The organism is Roseisolibacter agri (genome assembly GCF_030159095.1).
Taxonomy (GTDB): domain Bacteria; phylum Gemmatimonadota; class Gemmatimonadetes; order Gemmatimonadales; family Gemmatimonadaceae; genus Roseisolibacter; species Roseisolibacter agri.
The window spans coordinates 467,126-487,787 of record NZ_BRXS01000007.1; the positions used below are offsets into that span (position 1 = coordinate 467,126).

General features: G+C 74.8%; 18 protein-coding genes. 4 read left to right on the plus strand and 14 right to left on the minus strand.

Annotated elements, in window-relative coordinates:
• Nucleotides 1-29 precede the first annotated feature (29 nt).
• The gene (locus rosag_RS23060; protein ID WP_284352538.1) at nt 30-386 is read left to right on the plus strand and encodes a hypothetical protein; all 357 of its coding nucleotides are present in this window, start codon (nt 30-32) and stop codon (nt 384-386) included.
• A gap of 110 nt (nt 387-496) precedes the next feature.
• Entirely contained in the window at nt 497-2,911 is a 2,415-nt protein-coding gene (locus rosag_RS23065; protein WP_284352539.1) for a TonB-dependent receptor, read from the plus strand.
• Nucleotides 2,912-3,215: 304 nt separating this feature from the next.
• Here the strand turns inward: rosag_RS23065 and rosag_RS23070 are convergent, their stop codons facing one another.
• From rosag_RS23070 to rosag_RS23135, 14 genes are all read right to left on the minus strand, one after another.
• Nucleotides 3,216-4,076, minus strand: coding sequence for a deoxyribonuclease IV (locus rosag_RS23070; RefSeq protein WP_284352540.1), 861 nt, complete (start codon nt 4,074-4,076; stop codon nt 3,216-3,218).
• A 40-nt stretch (nt 4,077-4,116) separates the two neighbouring features.
• Complete coding sequence (locus rosag_RS23075) at nt 4,117-5,316, minus strand: murein hydrolase activator EnvC family protein (protein WP_284352541.1); 1,200 nt, start codon at nt 5,314-5,316, stop codon at nt 4,117-4,119.
• On the minus strand, nt 5,316-6,188 hold the full coding sequence (locus tag rosag_RS23080; protein WP_284352542.1) for a cell division protein FtsX: 873 nt from the start codon (nt 6,186-6,188) through the stop codon (nt 5,316-5,318). Before rosag_RS23080 ends, rosag_RS23075 begins: the two co-directional genes overlap by 1 nt.
• On the minus strand, nt 6,185-6,940 hold the full coding sequence (ftsE, locus tag rosag_RS23085) for a cell division ATP-binding protein FtsE (protein WP_284352543.1): 756 nt from the start codon (nt 6,938-6,940) through the stop codon (nt 6,185-6,187). Before ftsE ends, rosag_RS23080 begins: the two co-directional genes overlap by 4 nt.
• A 28-nt stretch (nt 6,941-6,968) precedes the next feature.
• Nucleotides 6,969-8,165 carry a trans-sulfuration enzyme family protein gene (locus rosag_RS23090; RefSeq protein WP_284352544.1) on the minus strand — a complete coding sequence of 399 codons (1,197 nt, stop codon included), beginning with the start codon at nt 8,163-8,165 and terminating at the stop codon, nt 6,969-6,971.
• A gap of 30 nt (nt 8,166-8,195) precedes the next feature.
• Entirely contained in the window at nt 8,196-8,516 is a 321-nt protein-coding gene (locus rosag_RS23095; protein ID WP_284352545.1) for a molybdopterin dinucleotide binding domain-containing protein, read from the minus strand.
• Complete coding sequence (locus rosag_RS23100; RefSeq protein WP_284352546.1) at nt 8,513-9,166, minus strand: hypothetical protein; 654 nt, start codon at nt 9,164-9,166, stop codon at nt 8,513-8,515. The genes rosag_RS23095 and rosag_RS23100 overlap by 4 nt, the downstream gene beginning before the upstream one ends.
• The gene (locus rosag_RS23105; RefSeq protein ID WP_284352547.1) at nt 9,163-10,101 is read right to left on the minus strand and encodes an ATP-binding protein; all 939 of its coding nucleotides are present in this window, start codon (nt 10,099-10,101) and stop codon (nt 9,163-9,165) included. Before rosag_RS23105 ends, rosag_RS23100 begins: the two co-directional genes overlap by 4 nt.
• 106 nt (nt 10,102-10,207) lie before the next feature.
• Nucleotides 10,208-11,272 (minus strand): hypothetical protein, encoded by a 1,065-nt coding sequence (locus tag rosag_RS23110; RefSeq protein WP_284352548.1) that lies wholly within the window; start codon nt 11,270-11,272, stop codon nt 10,208-10,210.
• The gene (locus rosag_RS23115) at nt 11,269-12,303 is read right to left on the minus strand and encodes an ROK family protein (protein WP_284352549.1); all 1,035 of its coding nucleotides are present in this window, start codon (nt 12,301-12,303) and stop codon (nt 11,269-11,271) included. The genes rosag_RS23110 and rosag_RS23115 overlap by 4 nt, the downstream gene beginning before the upstream one ends.
• Before the next feature lie 42 nt (nt 12,304-12,345).
• Nucleotides 12,346-13,428 (minus strand): glycosyltransferase family 9 protein, encoded by a 1,083-nt coding sequence (locus rosag_RS23120; protein ID WP_284352550.1) that lies wholly within the window; start codon nt 13,426-13,428, stop codon nt 12,346-12,348.
• 298 nt (nt 13,429-13,726) lie between these two features.
• The gene (gene lepA, locus rosag_RS23125) at nt 13,727-15,523 is read right to left on the minus strand and encodes a translation elongation factor 4 (protein ID WP_284352551.1); all 1,797 of its coding nucleotides are present in this window, start codon (nt 15,521-15,523) and stop codon (nt 13,727-13,729) included.
• Nucleotides 15,524-15,716: 193 nt separating this feature from the next.
• Nucleotides 15,717-17,219, minus strand: a complete 1,503-nt coding sequence (locus rosag_RS23130; RefSeq protein ID WP_284352552.1) for a hypothetical protein — start codon at nt 17,217-17,219, stop codon at nt 15,717-15,719.
• A gap of 141 nt (nt 17,220-17,360) precedes the next feature.
• Entirely contained in the window at nt 17,361-17,639 is a 279-nt protein-coding gene (locus tag rosag_RS23135; RefSeq protein WP_284352553.1) for a hypothetical protein, read from the minus strand.
• Between the two features lie 200 nt (nt 17,640-17,839).
• Here rosag_RS23135 and rosag_RS23140 point away from each other — a divergent pair, with 200 nt between their 5' ends.
• Both rosag_RS23140 and rosag_RS23145 read left to right on the plus strand, forming a co-directional pair.
• Nucleotides 17,840-18,769 (plus strand): DUF58 domain-containing protein, encoded by a 930-nt coding sequence (locus tag rosag_RS23140; protein ID WP_284352554.1) that lies wholly within the window; start codon nt 17,840-17,842, stop codon nt 18,767-18,769.
• 23 nt (nt 18,770-18,792) lie between these two features.
• Nucleotides 18,793-20,661 carry a vWA domain-containing protein gene (locus rosag_RS23145; protein WP_284352555.1) on the plus strand — a complete coding sequence of 623 codons (1,869 nt, stop codon included), beginning with the start codon at nt 18,793-18,795 and terminating at the stop codon, nt 20,659-20,661.
• Nucleotide 20,662: the final 1 nt, after the last annotated feature.

The following is a 20,662-nucleotide window of genomic DNA, read 5'->3' on the forward strand; positions in this document are numbered from 1 at the left end:
CGCACGAGACCTGCACGCCGACTAGCTTCGTGTCCGAGATGCCGCGCCGCTTCCCCTTCCTCCTCCGCGTCCTCGCGGTCGTCCTCGCGCTGGTCCAGTCGGCATCGCCGGCGGCCGCCGCGGTGGCCGACGGCATGCTGGCGCTCGCGGGTGGGGGGCGGCCGGTGGTGGTCCACATCGAGGACCGCCAGCACGAGGGCTGCCCACCCGTCCACGCGACGGAGTGCGCCCTCTGCGCCTACCTGTCGGTGGCGGCCGAGCCGGCGTCGTCCGGCCTCCCGTTCGAGCCCGCGCCGGCGCGCGTCCCCGCCGCCCGGGCCCCGGACCACGCGCTCGCGCTCGCGCCGCGCGTCCTTCCCGCCGCCAGGGCACCTCCAGGCTGCTGAGTCCCGCCGCCGCTCCGCGTGAGCGACGGCCGTGAACACCCGTGGGCCCGCCCATGGCGCATCCGGCGCCGACCGGGGCGGCTGCCCGCCGACTCCGCACGCCTCCCGCAATGCACCGAACTTCCCCGCGCCGCTCCCTCGGCGCGCTCGCCCTCGCGGCCGCCGGCACCACGCTGCTGGCCGCGCCGGCCGCGGCCCAGTCGCCGGACGGCAACCCGCCCGCGCCGGCCGCTCCGCCCGCGAGCCGCGCCGCCGCGGTGGCACCACCCGGCATCGTGGGCGTCGTCCGCGACACCGCCGGCGCCCCCATCGCGGACGTCCAGGTCGTCGTCTCGGGCGTCAACCGCGTCGTCACCACCGACGCCCAGGGCCGCTTCGCCTTCCGGGGCCTCGGCCCCGGGCGCTACCACCTGGACGCGATCCTCCTCGGCTACGCCCGCGCCGACGCCGACGCCGTCATCCCGGCGACCGAGGGGCCCGACATCCAGGTGAGCATCGTGATGCGCCGGACGGCGCTTCGCCTCGCCAACGTCGTCGTCACCGCGACCCCGCTGGGCGCCGACCCGCTCCGGATCACGCAGAGCACCGTCGACCTCTCGGGCAAGGAGCTCGGCCGGAACCTGGGCGCCAGCGTGGCGCAGACGCTGAGCAACGAGCCCGGGCTCTCGGCCCGCTTCAACGGCCCGGCGGCCAGCACGCCGGTGATCCGCGGCCTCTCGGGCGAGCGCATCCTCGTCCTCCAGGACGGCGGCCGCGCCGGCGACCTCTCCTCGTCGTCGTCCGATCACGGCCTCTCGATCGACCCGCTGACCGCCAGCCGCATCGAGGTCGTGCGCGGCCCGGCGTCGCTGCTCTACGGCACGAGCGCGCTCGGCGGCGTGGTCAACGTCATCACGAACGACATCCCCACCGAGCTGCCCACGCACCGCGACGGCTACCTGGCCGGGCAGGCCGAATCGGCCACGCCGGGCGGCGGCGTAGCGGGCGGCGTGACGCTGCCGCTCGGCGGCTCGCTGGCGCTGGTCGCGCGCGGCGGCGTCCGCCGCGCGGACGACATGTACCAGGGCGGCCGCGCGCGGCTGGAGAACAGCGACAACCGTGGGCACAACGGGCTCGTGAGCCTCGCGCACGTCAGCGACGCGTGGCGCGGCGGGCTGTCGCTCGGCACCAACGGCTTCGACTACGGCCTGCCGACGGTGCCGGGCGGCGAGCGCGCCCGCATCGAGGGCCGGCGCCACGAGCTGCGCGGCAAGGCCGACCACACCTTCGGCGCCGGCGCGATCCGCTACGTGCGGGCCGAGGGCTCGGCGCAGTGGTACACGCACGACGAGGTCGAGGAGGACGGCGCCGTCGCGACGACCTTCGACCTGCGCACCCAGACCGCGAACCTGACGTCGAAGACCCGCATCGGCCGGCTGGACGGGTCGATCGGGCTGCAGGGACTCTTCCGGCAGTACGAGGCGCGCGGCGAGGAGGCGCTGACGCCTGCGGCGACGACGACGAGCGGTGGGCTGTTCCTGTATCAGGAGCTGCCGCTGACGGGCGCGGGCGAGCACGGCGCCGACGACCACGACGAGGAGGGCGTGCGGCTGCAGGTCGGCGCGCGGCTGGACGCGTTCCGCATCCGGTCGCGCGACGACGTCGAGAAGTTCGGGCCGGGCACGACGCGCACCTTCACGAGCGGCTCCGGCTCGGTGGGCGTCAGCGTGCCGCTGGCGCCGCGCGTCTCGCTCGGCGTGAGCGCGGCGCGGGCGTTCCGCGCGCCGACCGTCGAGGAGCTGTTCTCAAACGCCTTCCACGCCGCGGTCGGGACGTTCGACGTCGGCCGCAGCGACCTGCGCGCGGAGACCAACATGGGCGTCGACGCCGTGCTGCGCGCGCAGCGCGGCCGCGTGGACGCGTCGGTCTCGGGCTACTACAACGCGATCGACGACTACATCACGCCGTCGATCGTGGGCGTGGTGGACGAGGAGACCGGCGAGCCCGCGACGGCCGGCACGCCCGGCGCGGTGCCGCTCAACGAGTTCACGCAGCGCGACGCGCACCTGTTCGGCGCCGAGGGCCGCGTCGAGGTGGTCGTCGCGCCGCGCGTGGTGCTGGGCGCGATGGGCGACGTCGTGCGCGGCGAGTTCCGCGCGGGCGGCGCGCTGCCGTACCTCCCGCCGGCGCGCCTGGGCGCGATCGCGCGCTACGAGGCCGGCCGCTTCACCGCCAGCGCGGAGACGCGCCACGCGTTCGCGCAGGACCGCACGTCGCAGGTCGCCTGCGGCCGCGCGGGCGACGGCGCGACGGAGACGGAGCCCGGCTCGGTCGGCGTGCCGTGCGTCGACCTCCAGACCGCCGGCTACACGCTGGTGAACGCGAGCCTCGGCTACACGCTGCTGCAGGGCGCCGCGCTGCACTCGATCACGCTGCGCGCCGACAACCTGCTGGACGAGTCGTACTTCGACGCGTCGAGCCGCATCAAGAGCTTCGCGCGGAGCCCGGGACGGAACCTGGCGCTGGTCTATCGCGTCCAGTTCTGAGCGTCGCGACCTTCCGGCCCGCGTCGCGACTCTGAGCGCGCGGGCCGTCAGAGCGTCGAGCGGCGAGCGTTGAGCGTCGAGCGTTACGACACTCGGCATCTCGCGCCTTCCTGATCGACGGCGCCGTCGCGGGTGGGCGCAGGCGACCTGCGAGATCGCCAAGGAGACTCGAAGCGCAGCATTCGAGGCTCCGCAGTGCGAGATCGCTGGGAGCCGAGGCCCGTTCGCGACGTCGCGAGCCGGCGCGACGATCCAGAAACGCGAGCGGGCCGGCCCCACGAGGAGCCGGCCCGTTCGCGCGAAGTCAGCCCGCCGCTTCGTAGGACCTGAGCAGCGCGATCATGCGCGAGTCCGTGACCGTGGCGTCGTCACCCTTCGGTGTCTCGAGGATCTTCGGCACGTGCGCCAGCCGCGCGTCGGTCATGAGGCGACGGAACGCCCCCTCCCCGATCGACCCCTCCGCGATCAGCTCGTGGCGGTCCTTCCGCGACCCGAATGGCGTCTTCGAGTCGTTCAGGTGCAGCACCTTCAGCCGGTCCATGCCGAGCGTGTCCTCGAAGCGCGCCCACACGCCGTCGTAGTCGTTCGCGAGGTCGTAGCCGGCCGAGTAGACGTGGCAGGTGTCGAGGCACACGCCGACGCGCGGCTGCAGGTGCGCCGGCAGCCGGTCGATGATCGCCGCCAGCTCCTCGAAGCTCGCGCCCAGCACCGTGCCCGCGCCTGCCGTCGTCTCCAGGCACAGGATCGTGCGGCAGGGCACCATCTCCAGCGCCTCGGCGATCGCGTCGGCGTTGCGCGCCAGCCCCGCCTCGCGCTCGTCCATGTAGTTGCCGGGGTGCGACACCAGCAGGTCGATCCCGAGCGATCCGCAGCGCCGCAGCTCGGCCGCGAAGCTCTCGATCGAGCGCGCGCGCAGCGTCGGGTCGGGCGACGCGAGGTTGATCAGGTAGCTGTCGTGCGAGACCGTCGTGCGCACGTCGGTCGCCGACAGCGCGGTGCCGAACGCGCCGCACTCGTCGTCCGCGCAGTCGCGCTCCGCCCAGCGGTTCGCCTGCTTGGTGAACAGCTGCAGCGCCGTGGCGGCGATCGCGTGCGCCCGCGGCGGGGCCTGCGGGGTGCCGCCGGCGGAGGAGACGTGGGCGCCGAGGAGGGAGGGGAGGGTCATGCTCGAAAGATAAGGGCCACGATGGCCCGCGGCGCCGGCGTCAGCGGCGCCGCTGCAGCCACTCCAGCGGATCCACCGCCCGCCCCTGCGGCCGCACCTCGAAGTGCAGGTGCGCGGGCATCTCCGGGTCGGCGGCGCCCACCGTGCCGACCGTCTGGCCCTTCGTCACCGTCTGGCCCTTCCGCACGTCCGCGCGCCCGAGCGAGCCGTACACCGAGTAGTCGCCGCCGCCGTGCTGCACGATCACCGTCAGCCCGTAGGTGCCGATCGGCTCCGCGACCATCACCTCGCCCGATGCCACGGACTTCACGGCCGTGCCCTCCGGCGCGCCGATGCCGACGCCGTTCCACCGCGTCGTCGTGTTGTTCGCGTTGCGCACGCGGCCGAAGCGGTAGAGCAGGGTGCCGTTCACCGGCCAGTCCAGCCGCCCGAGGTCGCTCGTCTTCAGCGTGCTGGGCGCCGCGGGCCGCGCGTTCGGCCGCGTCTCGGCGCGGCGGCGCGCGCTCTCGAGGCTCGAGATCAGCCCCGCGATGCGCTGCTCGTCGCGCGCGATCTGCGCCAGGCGCTGCCGCGTGCGATCGGCCTGCTCCTGCACCTGCCGCAGGTTGCGCGCGCCCGCCGACTCCAGCGCGCGCATGCGCTGCTCCTCCGCCGACTTGTCGGCGCGGTTGCGCGCCAGCTCGCCCTGCAGCTGCACGAGCAGCGCGCGCTGGCCCGCGACCGTGTTGCGCAGCTCCTCGACGCGCCGCACCAGCGAGCGGTCGCGGCGCGCCAGCTCGTGGAGGTACTTGTAGCGCGCCACCAGGTCGCCGAACGACGCGGCCGAGAGGTACGCCTCCGCCTCCCAGAGCGGGCCGCGCTTGTAGATCTCCACCAGGCGCCGCCGCAGGCCGATCTGCTTCGTCGACAGCTCGCGCTCGGCGCGCTCCAGCCGCGTCGTCGCGTCCTGCACCTCGTCGTCGATCGTCAGCAGCTGCCGGTCGAGCGCCGCCACCAGCCGCGACGTCGCGTCCGCCTGGCGGTCGAGGTTCGCGACCTCCTCGCGCAGGTCGTGCGCGGTGGACTGCAGCGTCTTCATGCGCGCCTCCAGCGCGCTGCGCTCCTGCCGCACCCGCTCCAGCTCCTCGCGCTGAGCGCGCACGCGCGCCGCCGCGCTGGGCGGCTGCTGCGCGATCGCCGGCGCCGCCAGCAGCAGCGCCGGGAGCGCGGCCGTCCACGCCGCGCGGGCCCCGCCGCGCATCACTGCCAGCGGCGCCGGTCGCCGCTCACGCGGCGCAGCTGCCGGCCCACCGAGAGCGTGCTCGCGAGCAGCCCGAGCACCCCGCCCGCGACCACGCCGGCGGTCGCCGCGATGGGCGGCAGGAAGGTCGTCTGCACGACGTAGCGGCTCACCATCGTGTGCGCGACCCACGTCAGCAGCAGCGCCAGCGCGCCGCCCGCCATCCCCTTCAGCGCGCCGTCGAGCAGGAAGGGCAGGCGCACGAACCAGTCGGTCGCGCCCACCAGTCGCATGATCTGGATCTCCTTCGCGCGCGCCAGGACGGACATGCGGATCGTCGCGCTGACGATGATCGCCGCCGCGCCCCCGAACAGCAGGCCGAGCGCCAGGCCCGTCACCGCGGCCACCGAGCGGATGCGCGAGAGCTTGCGCACCCACTCCTCGCCGTAGCGCACCTCCTCCACCGACGGCGCGGCGCGCACCTGCGCGGCCACCGTCTCGACGCTCGTCGGATCGCGGTGGCCCTCGCGCAGCCGGATCTCCAGCGACGCCGGCAGCACCGCGGCGTCGAACACGTCGCGGAACTCGCCCAGCTCGCGCCGCGCGCGGTCCAGCGCCTCGCCCGGCGAGACGTAGGTCACCGTCGCGACCTGCGGCAGCCGCTGCAGCGTCGACGCGTCGGCCATCACCGCCGCGTCGTCGGCGCTGTCGCGCACGAAGGCGCGGATCTCGACGCGCGCCTCCACCTCCGCCAGCGCGTGGCGGATGTTCACCGCGACCAGCCCGAACAGGCCGAGCGAGAAGAGCGAGAACGCGATCGTCGCGACGCCGAGCGCGCCGAGCAGCGGCGCGCGCCGCCAGCTCAGCAGCGCCTCCTTCAGCACGCGGCTCACGGCAGCCCTCCGTGCGGCGGCGTCTCGCGGCGCCGCACCTCGTCCAGCGCCGCGGCCACCGCGTCGGCGGCGGGCGTGCTCGCGCCGCCCTCGGCGGAGTCGAACACCAGCCGGCCGCGATGCAGCTCCAGCACGCGCAGGTCCGCGCGCTTCACCAGCTCCGAGTTGTGCGTCGCCATCAGCACCGCCGTGCCGCCCGCGTTGATCTCGCGCAGCAGCTGGTACACGCCCCGCGCCGCACGGTCGTCCAGGTTGCCCGTGGGCTCGTCGGCCAGGAGCAGCAGCGGGCGGTTCACCAGCGCGCGCGCGATCGCGACGCGCTGCTGCTCGCCGCCCGACAGCTCGTGCGGCAGGCTCGTGCCCTTCGCCGCCAGCCCGACCTGCGCCAGCGCGCGCGCCACGCGGTCGCGGATCGCGCCCTGCGGCGCGCCGGTCACCTCCAGCGCGAACGCCACGTTCGCCTCGGCGCTGCGGTCGGGGAGCAGGCGGAAGTCCTGGAACACCACGCCCAGCTTGCGGCGCAGCATGGCCACGTCGCGCGAGCGCGCGCTGCTCGCGCTCTGGCCGGCGACGCGCACCTCGCCCTTCGTCGGCCGCTCCTCGAGGTACGCGAGCTTCAGCAGGGAGCTCTTGCCCGAGCCGCTGGGGCCCGTGAGGAACGCGAACTCGCCCTTCGCGAGGTGGAACGAGACGCCGTGCAGCGCGGTCCCGCTGCGCGGATACTCCTTGACGACGTTCAGGTAGCGCAGCACTGCGACCTCCGGTACGGCACGCCGCGCGTCAGGCGCCGAGCGCCTGCTCGACGTCGGCGATGAGGTCCTCGACGTTCTCGATGCCGACGCTCACGCGCAGGAACCCGTCGGGGATGCCGATGGCGGCGCGCGCCTCGGACGTCATGTGCGCATGCGACGAGAAGCGCGGCTCGCTGAGCAGCGAGTCGACGCCGCCCAGCGACGGCGCGTGCGCGAAGACGCGCAGTGCGCGCACGAAGCGGTCGGCCGCCGCGCCGCCGCCCGCCAGCTCGATCGCCATCATGCCGCCGAAGCCGTCCAGGATCTCGGTGGCGAGCGCGTGGTCCGGATGCGACGCGAGGCCGGGGTAGTGCACGCGGCCGATCGCGGGATGCTGCTCGCACCACTGCGCGAGCGCGAGCGCGTTCTCGTTCTGCCGGCGCACGCGCACGTCGAGCGTCTTCAGCCCGCGCTCCAGCAGCCAGCACGCGAACGGGTCGGGCGCCTGGCCCCAGACCGCCATCTTCTGGCGCACCTCCTCGATGAACGGCGCCGCGCCCATCACCGCGCCGCTGAGGACGTCGTGGTGCCCGTTGAGGTACTTCGTCGCCGAGTGGATCACGACGTCGGCGCCGTGCTCCAGCGGCCGGAAGTTCACGGGGCTCGCGAACGTCGAGTCGACGACCAGCGCGAGGCCGATCTCGCGCGTCAGCTTGGCCAGCGGCCGCAGGTCGAGCACGCGCGTCGTCGGGTTCACCGGGCTCTCGACGAACACCGCGCGCGTCGACGGGCGCAGCGCCTGCCGCCACCCGCGCGAGTGCATCGGGTCGACGAACGTCACCTCGATGCCGAGCGCCGCGAACTCCTGCGTGAACAGCTTGTGCGTGCCGCCGTAGATCCAGGCGCTCGACACCAGGTGGTCGCCCGGCCGCAGCAGCGCGAGCAGCGCGCACGCGGTCGCGCCCATCCCGCTGCTGAGGACCAGCGCGTCCTCGGCGCGCTCCAGCCGCGCCAGCCGCCGCTGCACGATCTCGGCGTTGGGCGTGTTGCCGTAGCGCGTGTACTTCAGCCCATCGCCCGTGCCCTGCGGCTGGTGGAAGTTCACCGACTGCACGAGCGGCGACACCACGGGCACGTGGCCCTCGCCCAGGACGTCGGCGTGCGGCCGGTCGCCGTGGAGGGCGAGCGTCGAGAGGCCGGGCGCGGGGAGCGCGGCGGCGATGGTGTCGGGCGCGTGGGTGGTCATGCGGCGGCGGGGCGGGCGCGGGGCGCCGGGTCAGACGAAGCGGCCGACCTCGGGAGGGGCGTCGAGGTCGGGCTTGAGGATGTACACGATCTCAGACGGCGCGACGCCGGCCACGTCACGGACCGCGACGTCGCCCCGCTTCAGCGTGTCGTCGATCAGCAGCGTCGCCAGCTGCTGCCGGCGGGGCCCCTCGACGATCACCAGCTCCCCGTCCTCCAGCATGCGCTGCTTCGCCTCGTCGGCGTTGATGCGCACCTGCGGGCCGCGCTCCGGGTCCGAGAGGCGCGTGGCCTGGAAGTGCGCCACGCGCATCGGGCGGGCGCTCTGCGGGCGCTTGTAGAGCGGGCTCACGCCGCCCTCCCGGAGGCGGGTCCCGGCTCGGGCGCGACGTCCAGCCGCGCGCCGACGGCCGCCCAGCCCCCCTCCACCCGCATCGCCAGTCGGCGGGCGCACAGGCGCTCGAGCAGCTCCGCGGCGCGCGCCGCGGCGGCCGTCGCGGCCTCGCCGGTGGGCGCCTCGGCCAGGTCGCCGGCCAGCACGCGGGCCAGCGCGGCCTCGTCGCAGGCGCCCAGCGCGCGCAGGCGGTCCCAGGCCACGCGCTCCTCCGGATCGACCTCGCCCACCAGCTGCGGCACGCCGTCGAGCATCGCGACGATCGCCAGCCCGTGGCGCTCCAGCACCGCCTCGATCGCGTCCAGGTGGCGGTCGCAGATGCCGCGGAACACGAAGTAGCCCTCGGGCGCCGCCGCCTCGATCGTGCGCGCCGCGTCCTCGACGGAGCGCAGCATCAGCTTCGCCACGATCTCGTCGGCGCAGCTGAAGTCGAGCAGCGTCACCTGCGAGAAGTCGATGACCGTCACCGTGCGCACGCCCGCCGCGGCGATCGCGCGCTCGATCTCGGTGCGCACGGCGACGCCTGTCGGGCGCGTGACGAGGTTCGAGTAAAGCTCGCACACGGTGCCGCGCAGCACCGAGCCCAGGTCGATGTGATGGTGGATCACAGCAGCTCCAGGCGGCTCGCCGCGGCGCTCCCGCGGGCCGGCGTCGCGGGCGTCTGCGGCGCGGCGGCGGGGATCGTGATCTGCACCTGCGCGCCCGGGAACGTCGGCAGCGACTCGAGCAGCGCCGGATCGTCGTCCCAGTCCGGCACCAGCGCGATGCGCGCGGTCCCGCTGCGCACGCTCAACTTGCCCGACCACTTGTGCACGAACGACCGGATGCCGGCAAGACCCTGGCCACGGCCCTTGTCGGTGAACCGGCTCACGTTGCGCAGCACCGCCTGCTCCAGCGCCATCCCGTCGTCCCATCGGTCGCCGCGCGGCCGCGCGTGGTTGCTCTCCAGCGACTTGCGGAAGCCGATGCCCGCGTCGCACACCGCGATCACGACCACGCGGCGCCCGAGGCGCTTCTTCCAGGTGTACGTCTGCACCGCGACCCACCCGCCGCGTCCCGCGTGCTCCACGACGTTCTGGCACGCTTCGGAGAGGGCCATCGAGAAGCGGATCGTCGCGCGGTTGTCCAGCCCGAGCTGGTCGTGCAGGATCGCCTGCGACCGCTCCTGGATCTGCCCGACGATGTCGTGCACGTCGCCGGCCTGGCGGATCGCCGTGATCTCGAGCAGAACGCTCGACTCGCCCGTCGTGCGCGCGCGCGGCACCGGGCGCCCGAAGTCGTACAGCTGCTCGGCGTGCCGGAAGAAGCCCGTGCGCGCCCAGTACGACAGCGTGTCGTCGGCCTCGGGCGGCGCGAACGCCGGCCGCACCTCGCGCGCCTGCGCCAGCGCGAGCAGCGCGGTGAGCCCGTAGGGCGACGCCCAGCGCACGTGCCGCGCGTCCACGAGCAGGCGGTCGTCCGCCGGCATGTCCGCCAGCTGCGCGATCACCTGCTCGAACGCGGCCTCGTCGAGCGACGGCGGGACGGTGAGGACGGAGGACACGGGGGAGGGCGGGGGACTCAGTGTACGCTCGGCGCTCCGCGCTCGGCGCTCGCATCGCCGTGCGAACGGGCCGAGCGCCGAGCGCGGAGCGCTGAGCGTCGAGAGGTCAGGGCAGCGACAGCTGGCCCCGAAGAAACGCCGCCAGCCCCGAGGCGCCCCGGTGCTCGACGTTGCGCGCCGCCGCCGCGTTCGCGGCCGCCAGCGCGTCGGACAAGGTAGCACCGGCGAGCAGGTGCGAGAAATGGGTGGCGCCCCAGACGTCGCCGCACCCGGTCGGGTCGCCATCGCCGCCACGCGCCGCCACGCCGGGAACGAGCGCCGTGCGCACCGGGCCGAGCGCCGCGCCGCCGACGCCCGACACGACGTCCGCGCGTGCCGCGGCGCGCGCCGGACCGCCCGCGAGATCGAGCGCGCCGCCCGTCGCCAGGCCATCGAAGTCCGGCTGCGCGAAGTACGCCGCGCCACGCTTGCCGAGCGTGACGTGCAGCGACCGCACGCCGTTGGCGAGCGCCGTCGCCGCGAGCGCCATGGGGTCGGGCGCGAGCAGCGCCAGCTCGTCCTCGTTCACCTGCAGCAGGTCGTAGCAGCGGCACCACTCGGCCACGTTCGGCAGCGGGCGCGGCGTGCGCAGCCCGCCCGGCTGCACCGCGAGCAGCAGCGAGTGCAGGTCGCCGTACATCACGCCCTTGAAGTGCTGCCGCAGCAGCTGCGCCGTCTCGAGGTCCATCTCGAACCCCGAGATGAAGTTCACGTACAGCGCGTCCAGCTGCCCGATGAGCGGCGCGAGCCCGAGCCACGTCCACCCCGGCACGCCGCCGTGCAGCACCTCGCTGCGTCGCTCGCTGCTGTAGTAGAACAGCTCGACGCGATTGTTCGGGTACGGCACCTCCACCAGCGACGCGTCGGGCGCGAGCCGCGTCAGCGTGCGCAGGAACCCGTGCGCCTGCTGGTAGCGGTCGAACCCGACCTTCATCACGGGCACGATCTCCCAGTCGTCGGGGAGCGCGGCGTCCAGCGCGCCCAGCGCGTACGTGATGCCGCCCCACTCCTCGATCGGCGCCGACCGCACGTCCCGGCCGTGGATCACGTCCCACACGAACGTCCCGATGACGCCGAGCCGACGCTTGCGCGGCGTCGGCCCGACGCCGGTGTCCGCTGCGGGTGCGATCACCGATCGCGCTGTTGCAGGAAGGTGGCGACCGCGCCCACCACGCCCGCGGTGCCCGGCAGCGTCCCGGGCACGATGCGGCACGCCTCCACCGCCGGCTTGAACGCCCGGCGCCGCACCTCGGCGCGCAGCGGCTCGAACAGCGCGTCGCCCGCCTGCGTCACGCCGCCCGCGATCACGACGACGTCCGGGTTGAAGACGTTCAGCAGGTTCGCGATCCCCGCGCCCAGGAAGCGGGCTGTGTCGCGCACGACCTCGCGCGCCAGCGCGTCGCCGCGCTCGCTCGCCTCGTACACCGTGGCCGCCGTGATGCGAGCGAGCTCTCCGCCCACGAGCTCGGGGAGGATCGACCGCTCGCCGCTCTCCAGCGCCTCGCGCGCGCGCAGCGCGATGTTGGGACCGGACGTGTACGCCTCCAGGCAGCCGTAGTTGCCGCACTTGCAGCGGCGCCCGTTGGAGTCGATGGTCGTGTGCCCGATCTCGCCGGCGACGTCGGAGGAGCCGTGGTACAGGCGCCCGTCGAGGATCAGCCCTCCGCCAATGCCCGTGCCGATGGTGATGCCGACGACGTTGCGGCCGCCCTTCGCCGCGCCGGTCCACCACTCGCCGAGCGTGGCGCAGTTCGCGTCGTTGTCGAGCGTCGCGGCGAGGCCCACGCGCTCGCCGATCAGGTCGCGCAGCGGCAGGTCGCGCCAGCCGAGGTTCGGCGCCACGACGACGATCCCGCGCTCGCGGTCGAGCGGCCCCGGCGCGCCCACGCCGACCCCAAGGAACGCCTCGCGCGGCATCCCCTCCTCGGCGCGCGCGTCCGTGATCACCGCCTCGATCATCTCGCAGATGCGGTCCACGACCGCGTCCGATCCCTGCTCGGCGCGCGTCGGCTGCGAGCGCACGCCGATCTCGCGGCTCCCGTCCTCGGGCATCGCGCCGACGACGATGTTGGTGCCGCCGAGATCCACGCCGATGACGTACCGGCGGGCGTCGCTCGCCGGCGCCGAGGCGACCGGGAGGCGGGAAGGGGGAGGCGTGGTCATGATGGAAGCAGTGCGATGGAGCGGCGTGGAGACGGCGGGCGGTCAGGTGGACGAGGGGCGCGGCTCGCGGAGCTGCGCGCGGGCCAGCGCGACGATCGCGTCCGCGCCCTGCTCGCGCATGCACCGCCAGTGGCCCAGCGGGCACCGGGCCGGCCCGTGCGGATCGCACGGCCGGCAGACGAGGCCCGCCACGCCGGCCGTGCGGCTGCCCGGCGCGAGCGGCCCGAACCCGAACTCCGGCACCGTCGGCCCAAAGATAGTCAGGGTGGGAGTCCCCACCGCCGACGCGAGGTGCTGCGGCGCGGAGTCGTTGGTCACCAGCAGCGCGGCGCGGCGCAGCAGCTCGGTCGACGCGAGCAGCGAGAGCCGCCCCGTGACGTCGAGCGCGCGGCCGGGCGGGCACGCGGCCACGATCGCTGCCGCCAGCTCGCGATCCCCAGGGCCACCCACCACGACGACCGGGAGATCGGCCGCCAGCGCCGCGGCCAGCGCCGGATACTCGGGCCACCGCTTGGTCGCCCACACGCTGCCCGGCGCCACGGCCACGAACCCGCCCGCCGCCAGCTCGCCGAGCGCCCCGTCCACCGCCGTCACCTCGTCGGCGCCGGGTGCGAGCCGGGGCGCCGGCACCTCCACGCCCGCGTCCTCCGTGGCGGCCGCCAGCGACCAGAGGCGCGCCGCGTGGTGGCGCGACGGGTCGAACGCGACGATGCGCGTGTACAGCGGGCGCGCCTGCCGCGACGAGTCGAACCCCACGCGCTCGGCGCACCCACCCAGCAGCGCGAGCGCCGCGCTGCGCGGCGACCCCTGGGCCATGTACGCCACCCGATCGCGCGGCCCCCACTCGCTCACGCCGTCGGGCCCCGGCAGCGCGCGGATCGCCCGCGCGACGCGCAGCATCCCGCGCACGCCGCGGTCCTTGCCGCGCTTGTCGTACACGATCACCTGCCGCACGTCCGGATGCCTGCGCAGCAGCGCCGCCGCGTCGGGCCGCACCACCACGTCCACCGGCCCGCGCCGCCCCAGCGCCGCGATCAGCGGCGTCGTCAGCACGACGTCGCCCAGGAACGACGTCTGGACGACGAGCGACGCTTGCGTCGGAGCCGGTGTGGCGCGAGCGGACACGGAGGAAGGGCTGCGGACGACGGATAGTGAGGCTGCGTGCTGGGTGCTGCGTGCTGCGTGCTGCGTGCTGCGTGAACGACGCGCGGGCGAGGATCCGTGGGGCGTGGCGCGACGCGGGCGCGCGCAGGCGACCCGTGATCGCAGCAAGGAGACCCGATGCGCAGCCATCGGGGGCTCCGCAGCGGCCGCGATCACTGGGAGCCGGAGCACGCCCGCGTCGCGCCCCGCCACGGTACGACCCTCCCCAAAAAAGAGCGCGGGACGGAAACCGAAGCCCCGTCCCGCGCTCGCGAACCGACTACTCGACCTGGAGGACGGCGAGGAAGGCTTCCTGCGGGATCTCCACCGCGCCCACCTGCTTCATCCGCTTCTTCCCCTCCTTCTGCTTCTCCAGGAGCTTGCGCTTCCGCGAGATGTCGCCGCCGTAGCACTTCGCCAGCACGTCCTTGCGCAGCGGCTTCACGGTCGTGCGCGCGATCACCTTCTGGCCGATCGCAGCCTGGATCGCCACCTCGAACAGCTGCCGCGGGATCAGGTCCTTGAGCTTGTCGGCGATCTTCCGCCCCCACTCGTAGGCCTTGTCCTTGTGGATGATGACCGAGAACGCGTCGATCGGGTCGCCGTTGATCAGCATGTCCAGGCGCACCAGATCGCTCTCGCGGTAGCCGAGCATCTCGTAGTCGAGCGACGCGTAGCCGCGCGACACCGTCTTCATCTTGTCGAAGAAGTCGAGGATGATCTCCGCCAGCGGGAACTCCCAGTCGAACTCGACGCGCTCCTGGTCCAGGTACGTCATGTTCTTGTAGACCCCGCGCCGCTCCGTGCCCAGCGTCATCAGCGGCCCGATGTAGTCCTTCGGGGCCATGATGCGCGCCTTCACGTACGGCTCCTCCACCGACGCGATGACGCCCGCCGGCGGCATCAGCGACGGGTTCTCGATCTGCGTCGTCGAGCCGTCGGTGAGGTGCACGATGTACTCCACGCTCGGCACCGTCGTGACGAGATCGAGGTCGTACTCGCGCTCCAGCCGCTCCTGCACGATCTCCATGTGCAGCAGCCCGAGGAAGCCGCAGCGGAAGCCGAAGCCCAGCGCCGTCGACGTCTCCGGCTCGTACTGCAGCGACGCGTCGTTCAGCTGCAGCTTCTCCAGCGCGTCGCGCAGCAGCTCGTACTGCTGCGTGTCCGTCGGGTAGATGCCCGCGAACACGAACGAGCGCACCTCCTGGTAGCCCGGCAGCGCCTCGGTCGCCTTGTTCGTGGCGTCGAACACCGTGTCGCCGGCGCGCGTCTCCTTCACGGAGCGCACGCTCGCCACCACGTAGCCCACCTCGCCCGGGCCCAGCTGGTCGGCCTTCACCTGGCGCAGCTGGTTGTACCCCACCTCGGCGACCTCGTAGACCGCGTCGTTGGTGCCGAAGGTGATCTGCATCCTCGGCTTCAGCACGCCGTCCACGACGCGCACGCTCGGGATCGCGCCGCGGTACTTGTCGTAGTACGAGTCGTAGATCAGCGCGCGCAGCGGGCCGTCGGGGTTGCCCGTCGGCGCCGGCACCTTCTCGACGATGCGCTCCAGCAGCTCCGGGATGCCGATCCCTTCCTTCGCGCTGACGCGGATGATCTCGTCCGGATCGATGCCCAGCAGGTCGGCCACCTCCTGTGCGCGGCGGTCGGGCTCCGCGCCGGGGAGGTCGATCTTGTTGACGATGGGGATGATCTCCAGCCCCGCGTCCATCGCCAGGAACAGGTTGGACAGCGTCTGCGCCTGGATGCCCTGGCTGGAGTCCACCACCAGCACGGCGCCCTCGCAGGCGGCGAGCGACCGCGACACCTCGTACGTGAAGTCCACGTGGCCGGGGGTGTCGATCAGGTTCAGCTCGTACGCCGAGCCGTCCGCCGCCGTGTAGCTCATGCGGACGGCGTTCAGCTTGATGGTGATGCCGCGCTCACGCTCGAGGTCGAGCGTGTCGAGCACCTGGGCCTTCATTTCGCGCTTCTGCAGCATGCCCGTGTGCTCGATCAGGCGGTCGGCGAGCGTCGACTTGCCGTGATCGATGTGGGCGACGATGCAGAAGTTGCGGATGTGGTCGAGCTGCAACGGATGGAGCCGGAAGGAGGAGACGGCCGCGCGCCGGGCGGCTCCGCGGGGAGCGGGCCCGGCGCGCGTGCCGCCGGCCGCGCGCGGCGCGCGCAAGCCGGTGTGGCTCCGGAATATAGCGGCCCCGCGCGGCGTTCCAACCGCGCGGGGCCGATCGGGGGCGGGCGACTCCCGCCCCGGAGGCGGTTGGCGCCTACGGCGTCCGGCTCTTGGCCTCGCTGACCGTGCCGCCGCGCGACTCGCCGCCCTCCGTGCGGCTACCCGGATTCGCCTGTGGGGCGCTCCCCGTACCGCCGTCGCTGCGCGCCGCGCCGACCACGCCGGGGCTGGACGACCGGTCGCTCAGCCCGCGCTCGACGCCCCTCGGCACGCCGACCATTCCGCGTCCGCCGAAGCCGTCGTCGCCGAAGCGGCCGGCGCGGCCGTACGTGCCGGCGCGACCTGCGCCGCGCTCGCTCGGCGCGAGCCCGCGCTCGACGCGGTCGAGCATCTGCACCCGGGTCTCGAGCCGGCCCACGTCCACCCGCTCCAGCCGCTCGGCGCGCGCGAGGGCGCCGCGCTCCATGGCGCGCTCGCCCAGCCCGCGCTCCTGCCGGCGGGTCTCCATCTGGTCGCGGAAGCGCGCCTGACGCTCCGCGCGGGCGTCCGTGCCACCGATCGCCTCGATGCCCGGGCCGCCGAAGATCGGGCTCGGCTTCACGCGCAGCCGGTCACCGGGCTTGTTGCCGGAGCCGTCGTCCACCGGGGCCGGGGTGCCCGGCGCCTGCATGGTGGGCGAGAGCGGCTGGGCGGACACGGGCGGCTGCGCGAGCGCGTACGGCTGCACGACGGTCGGGACGCCGTAGGCGAACTGCTGACGGTACGCGAGGCTGCGGAACGGCGTGAACGCCGGGCAGCCGCCCCAGAACGCCGCGCTCGCGCGCGACGCGCGGTCGGCGTAGAACGCCAGCGAGCCGCGGTTCGTGCCGAACGGGAAGAGCGAGCCCGGCCAGAAGTTCCAGGCGGACGCGAACGAGATGGCGCCGAGCGTGTTGTCCCACGGGTCGAACGTCGCCCACAGGTCGCGGAAGTAGTCGTAGTTCCGCGCGTCCGTGTTGCGCACGCCGCAGTACAGCGCGAGCATCTGCGCCTGGCCGCTCAGTCGCGGCGAGATGTACGAGTAGTCGGCCGCGTAGCTGGCGTCCGGGCCGGGCAGCACGATCGACGCGACGCTCTGGATCGCGTCCTCGGCGTCGCGGCCCAGCTTGTCAAGGGTCACCTGGTACTTCCACTTCGAGCCGGAGCCGAAGCGGGAGAGGTCCGGCCGCTCGTCGGACACCAGCACGAACACGTACGGCACGGCGTTGCGCGCGCCGGTGAGCCAGGCGCCGTACTGCGCGAACGAGCCATTGGCGCGGTAGGTCTTGCCCGCGCGCACCACGCCGCGGTCCTCCGGCGACTCGGGCCAGACGACGCGCAGGCGCCCGTCGCGCGTGACCGCGAACGCCGCCGCGTAGCCGTCACGATCGGTCGTGAAGTACGTGGTGCCGGCGGCCGTCGTGCCGACCAGCCCCGTCGACGAGGACGACCACACCGCCAGTCCCGGCGCCTCGCCGGTGGACACGGCCGGCGCGGGCGCCGTCTCGGGCTTCGGGACGGACATGCAGGCGGCGCTCGCCAGGAGCGTCGCCGTCGAGAGGAGGGTGCGTGCTCTCATGAGTCCCGCGCGCATGGCGCCAGGTGAGGGAGCGAGAGGCCTGCGTCCGCGGCGCGCCCGTCGTCGGGATGCGCCGCCTCGTCTCGGTTTCGTGGCAAGTCTCGGGCGCCGGCGTCGACCGCTCGTCGGCGCCCGTCGCGGTCAGAGCCAGCCGCGCTCGTGCGCGACGTGGATCGCCCGTCCGATCACCACCAGCAGCGCGATCGGGACGAGGATCATCCCGCCCTTGAGGAGGATGTCGCCGAGCTCCGGATCGGTGACGTGGAACGCCCACGCGCCCATCAGGAAGCCCGGCATCGCGCAGAGCCAGCACGCGATCGCCGTGCGGATCCAGAACCATCGCCGGACCCGCGTGTCCTCCTTCCACTCGCGCAGGTGGCGCTCCGCCATCGCCTCGTACCCCTCGCGGTTCACTTCCATCGCGGGAGCATGCGGGGCGGTGCGCGCCCTGTCCAGAGGGCGGCTGCGGGCCCGCGCGCGCGGCGGTCGCGGGCGCGGACGTCGTCCTCGTCCGGGGACGACGTGTGTCACCTCCGGATGACGCACGTCACCGTCAAACGTCTGTCAGCGCGCCCGCGGGCCTACACCGCGCTCGCGCCGGCGCGTAGCTTCCCGCGCCGATGCCAGCCCTGCGTGCCGACCTGCTCGACCCCGCGTCCGTCGCCGCCCTCGGCGGCCTGGAGATCGTCGCGCGCTGGGTGGTCGACGGCTTCATCACGGGGCTCCACCGCTCGCCGCGCCGCGGCTTCTCCGTCGAGTTCGCGGAGCACCGCCCCTATCAGCCGGGCGACGACCTGCGCTACCTCGACTGGCGCATCGCCGCCCGCGCCGACCGCTGGGTGGTGAAGCAGTTCGAGGAGGAGACGAACCTCCGCGCGACCCTGGTGCTCGACGTCAGCCGCTCGATGGACTGGACCGGCGCGCCCGCGGGCGGCCGCGGCGTCCGCACCCCGCGCATGACCAAGCTCGCCTACGCCGAGCAGATGGTCGCGGCGCTGTCGCTCCTGCTGCTGCGGCAGCGCGATGCGGTGGGGCTCGTGCGCTTCGATGCGGCCGTGCGCAGCGTGGTGCCGCCGCGCTCGCGCACGGGGCAGTGGCGCCGACTCCTCGCCAGCCTCGCCGAGCCGGGCGCGGGGCGCGACACCAAGGCCGGCCTCGGGCTCGCGCAGGCGTCGCGGCTCGTGCGGCGCGCGGGCATGGTGATCCTCGTCTCCGACCTGCTCGTCGACGGTCCCGAGATCGAGGAGTCGCTGCGCGGGCTGCGCGCCGCGGGGCACGACGTCACCGTGCTGCACGTGATGGATCCGGCCGAGCGCGACCTGTCGATGATGGCGGGCGAGGCGGTGTTCGAGGATCCCGAGACGGGGCTCGCGGTGCCCGCCGTCGTCGGCGAGGTGCGCGACGCCTACCGCGCGACCGTCGACGCCGCGCTCGACAACTGGCGCTCGGTGTGCGCGCGGCTCGGCGCCCGCTACGTCCAGATCCCGACCGACGCGCCGTTCGGCGTCCCGCTGCGCCACGCCTTCGCGGCGCGCAGCCGCGTCCCCTGACCGCCCAGCACCGCTAGCGCCGGATGCAGTTCCTCGCGCCCATCTGGCTCGCGCTCGCGGGCGCGGCCGCCGTGCCGCTGCTGCTGCACCTGCTGCGGCGCCGCATCGGCGCGCGCGTCGAGTTCCCGGCCGCGCGCTACCTCGCCCGCGCGGAGCAGGAGAACAGCGCCAAGCTGCGGCTCCGCAACTGGCTGCTGATGGCGTTGCGGGTGCTGGCGATCCTGCTCGTCGCGCTGGCCGCGGCGCGCCCCGTGGCCAACCTGCGGACCGCGTCACACGCGCCGACGGCCCTCGCGGTCGTCCTCGACAACTCGCTCAGCACGACCGCGGTCGCCGACGGACGCCCCGTGCTCGACGCGCTGCGCACCGAGGCCGCGCGCGTGCTCGACGCCGCGGCCGCGACCGATCGCGTCTGGCTCGTGACCGCGGACGGTCAGGTGACCGGCGGCAGCGCGACGGCCGTGCGCGCGGCGCTCTCGCGCGTCGCGCCGCTGGCCGGTGCGGGCGACCTCCCGGCCGCGGCGGCGCGCGCCGCCGCGCTGGTGCAGGGCGCGGGCGGCGGCGCGCCGGCGGTCGTCGTCGTGACCGACGGCCAGGCGACGGCGTGGCCGCGCACGGCGGACGTCGGCGCCGCGCACACGCTGGTCGTGCGTCCCGCCGGCGACGCGCCCCGCGACCGCGCGGTGGTGGACGCGGCCGCGCGCCCCGCGCGCTGGTCGCCGGCGGGCGAGGCCTGGGCGCGCCTCGCGTCGCGCGACACGGCGACGTGGCGCGTGCTGCTCACCGACACGGCCGGTCGCGAGGTCGGCTCAGCGCGCGGCACGGCGCCGCCCGACGGCGAGGTGCGCGTCGTCCTGCGTCCCGCGGCGACGGGGTGGCTCACGGGCACCGTCAGCGTCGAGCCGGACGAGCTGCGCGGCGACGACGTGCGCCACTTCGCCGTGCTGGCGGGCGCGCCGCCCGCGGTGCGCGTCGATCCCTCGGTCGGGCCGTTCGTCGTCACGGCGCTCGACGCGCTGCGCCAGGCGGGCCGCGTGCGCGAGGGCGCGGGTGCCGACGCGGTGCTGATCGCGGAGCCGGGCTTCGCCGGGCGTCGCCCCGCGCTCCTCGTCGCGCCGTCCGATCCGTCGCGGCTCGGCGCCGCCAACCAGGCGCTCGCGCGGCTCGGCGTGCCGTGGCGCTTCGGTGCGGCGGGCGGCGCGTCGCGCGCCAGCGTCGCCGGTCTGCTCGGCGCCGACTCCGCGGTGGTCGTCGACGTCGCGCGCCGCTGGCGGCTCGTGCCGCAGGGCGGCGAGGCATCGGACACGCTCGCGACGGTCGGCGGCGAGCCGTGGGTCGTCGCCGGACCGGGCTACGTCCTCGTCGCCTCGGCGATGGATCCCGCGGCCACGCAGTTCCCGCTGCGCGCCGCGTTCGCGCCCTGGCTCGGCGCCGTGCTCTCGCAGCGGCTGCAGGAGAGCGGCGCGGTGCAGCGCGCGGCTCCGGGGGCGAGCGTCCCGGTGCCCGCCGGCGCCGACGCGCTGCGCGCGCCGGACGGGCGGCGCACGGCCGTGGCGGGCCGCGCGCTCTCCGCCCCCGCGCGCCCGGGCGTTTACCTTTGGCTCCGGAGCGGCGCCCCGGCGGGTGCGCTCGTGGTCGATCCGGAAGCCGAGGAGCTGCGGTTGGAACGGTTGAGCGGTGGGGCGCTGCGCGCGCGCGTGCGCGGGCAGCGGGTGGAGACGGCGCGTGACGGCGACGCGGCGGCGTCGGCGGTGTTCGCGGGTGGCGGGCGCCGCCCGATCGGCGGCGTGCTGATCGCGGCCGCGATCGCCGCGCTCGCGGCCGAGGCGCTCATCGCGCGCCGCGGCGCCGCTGGCGGTGCGGGAGCCGCGCTGCGGCCGCGCGCCGCGTAGG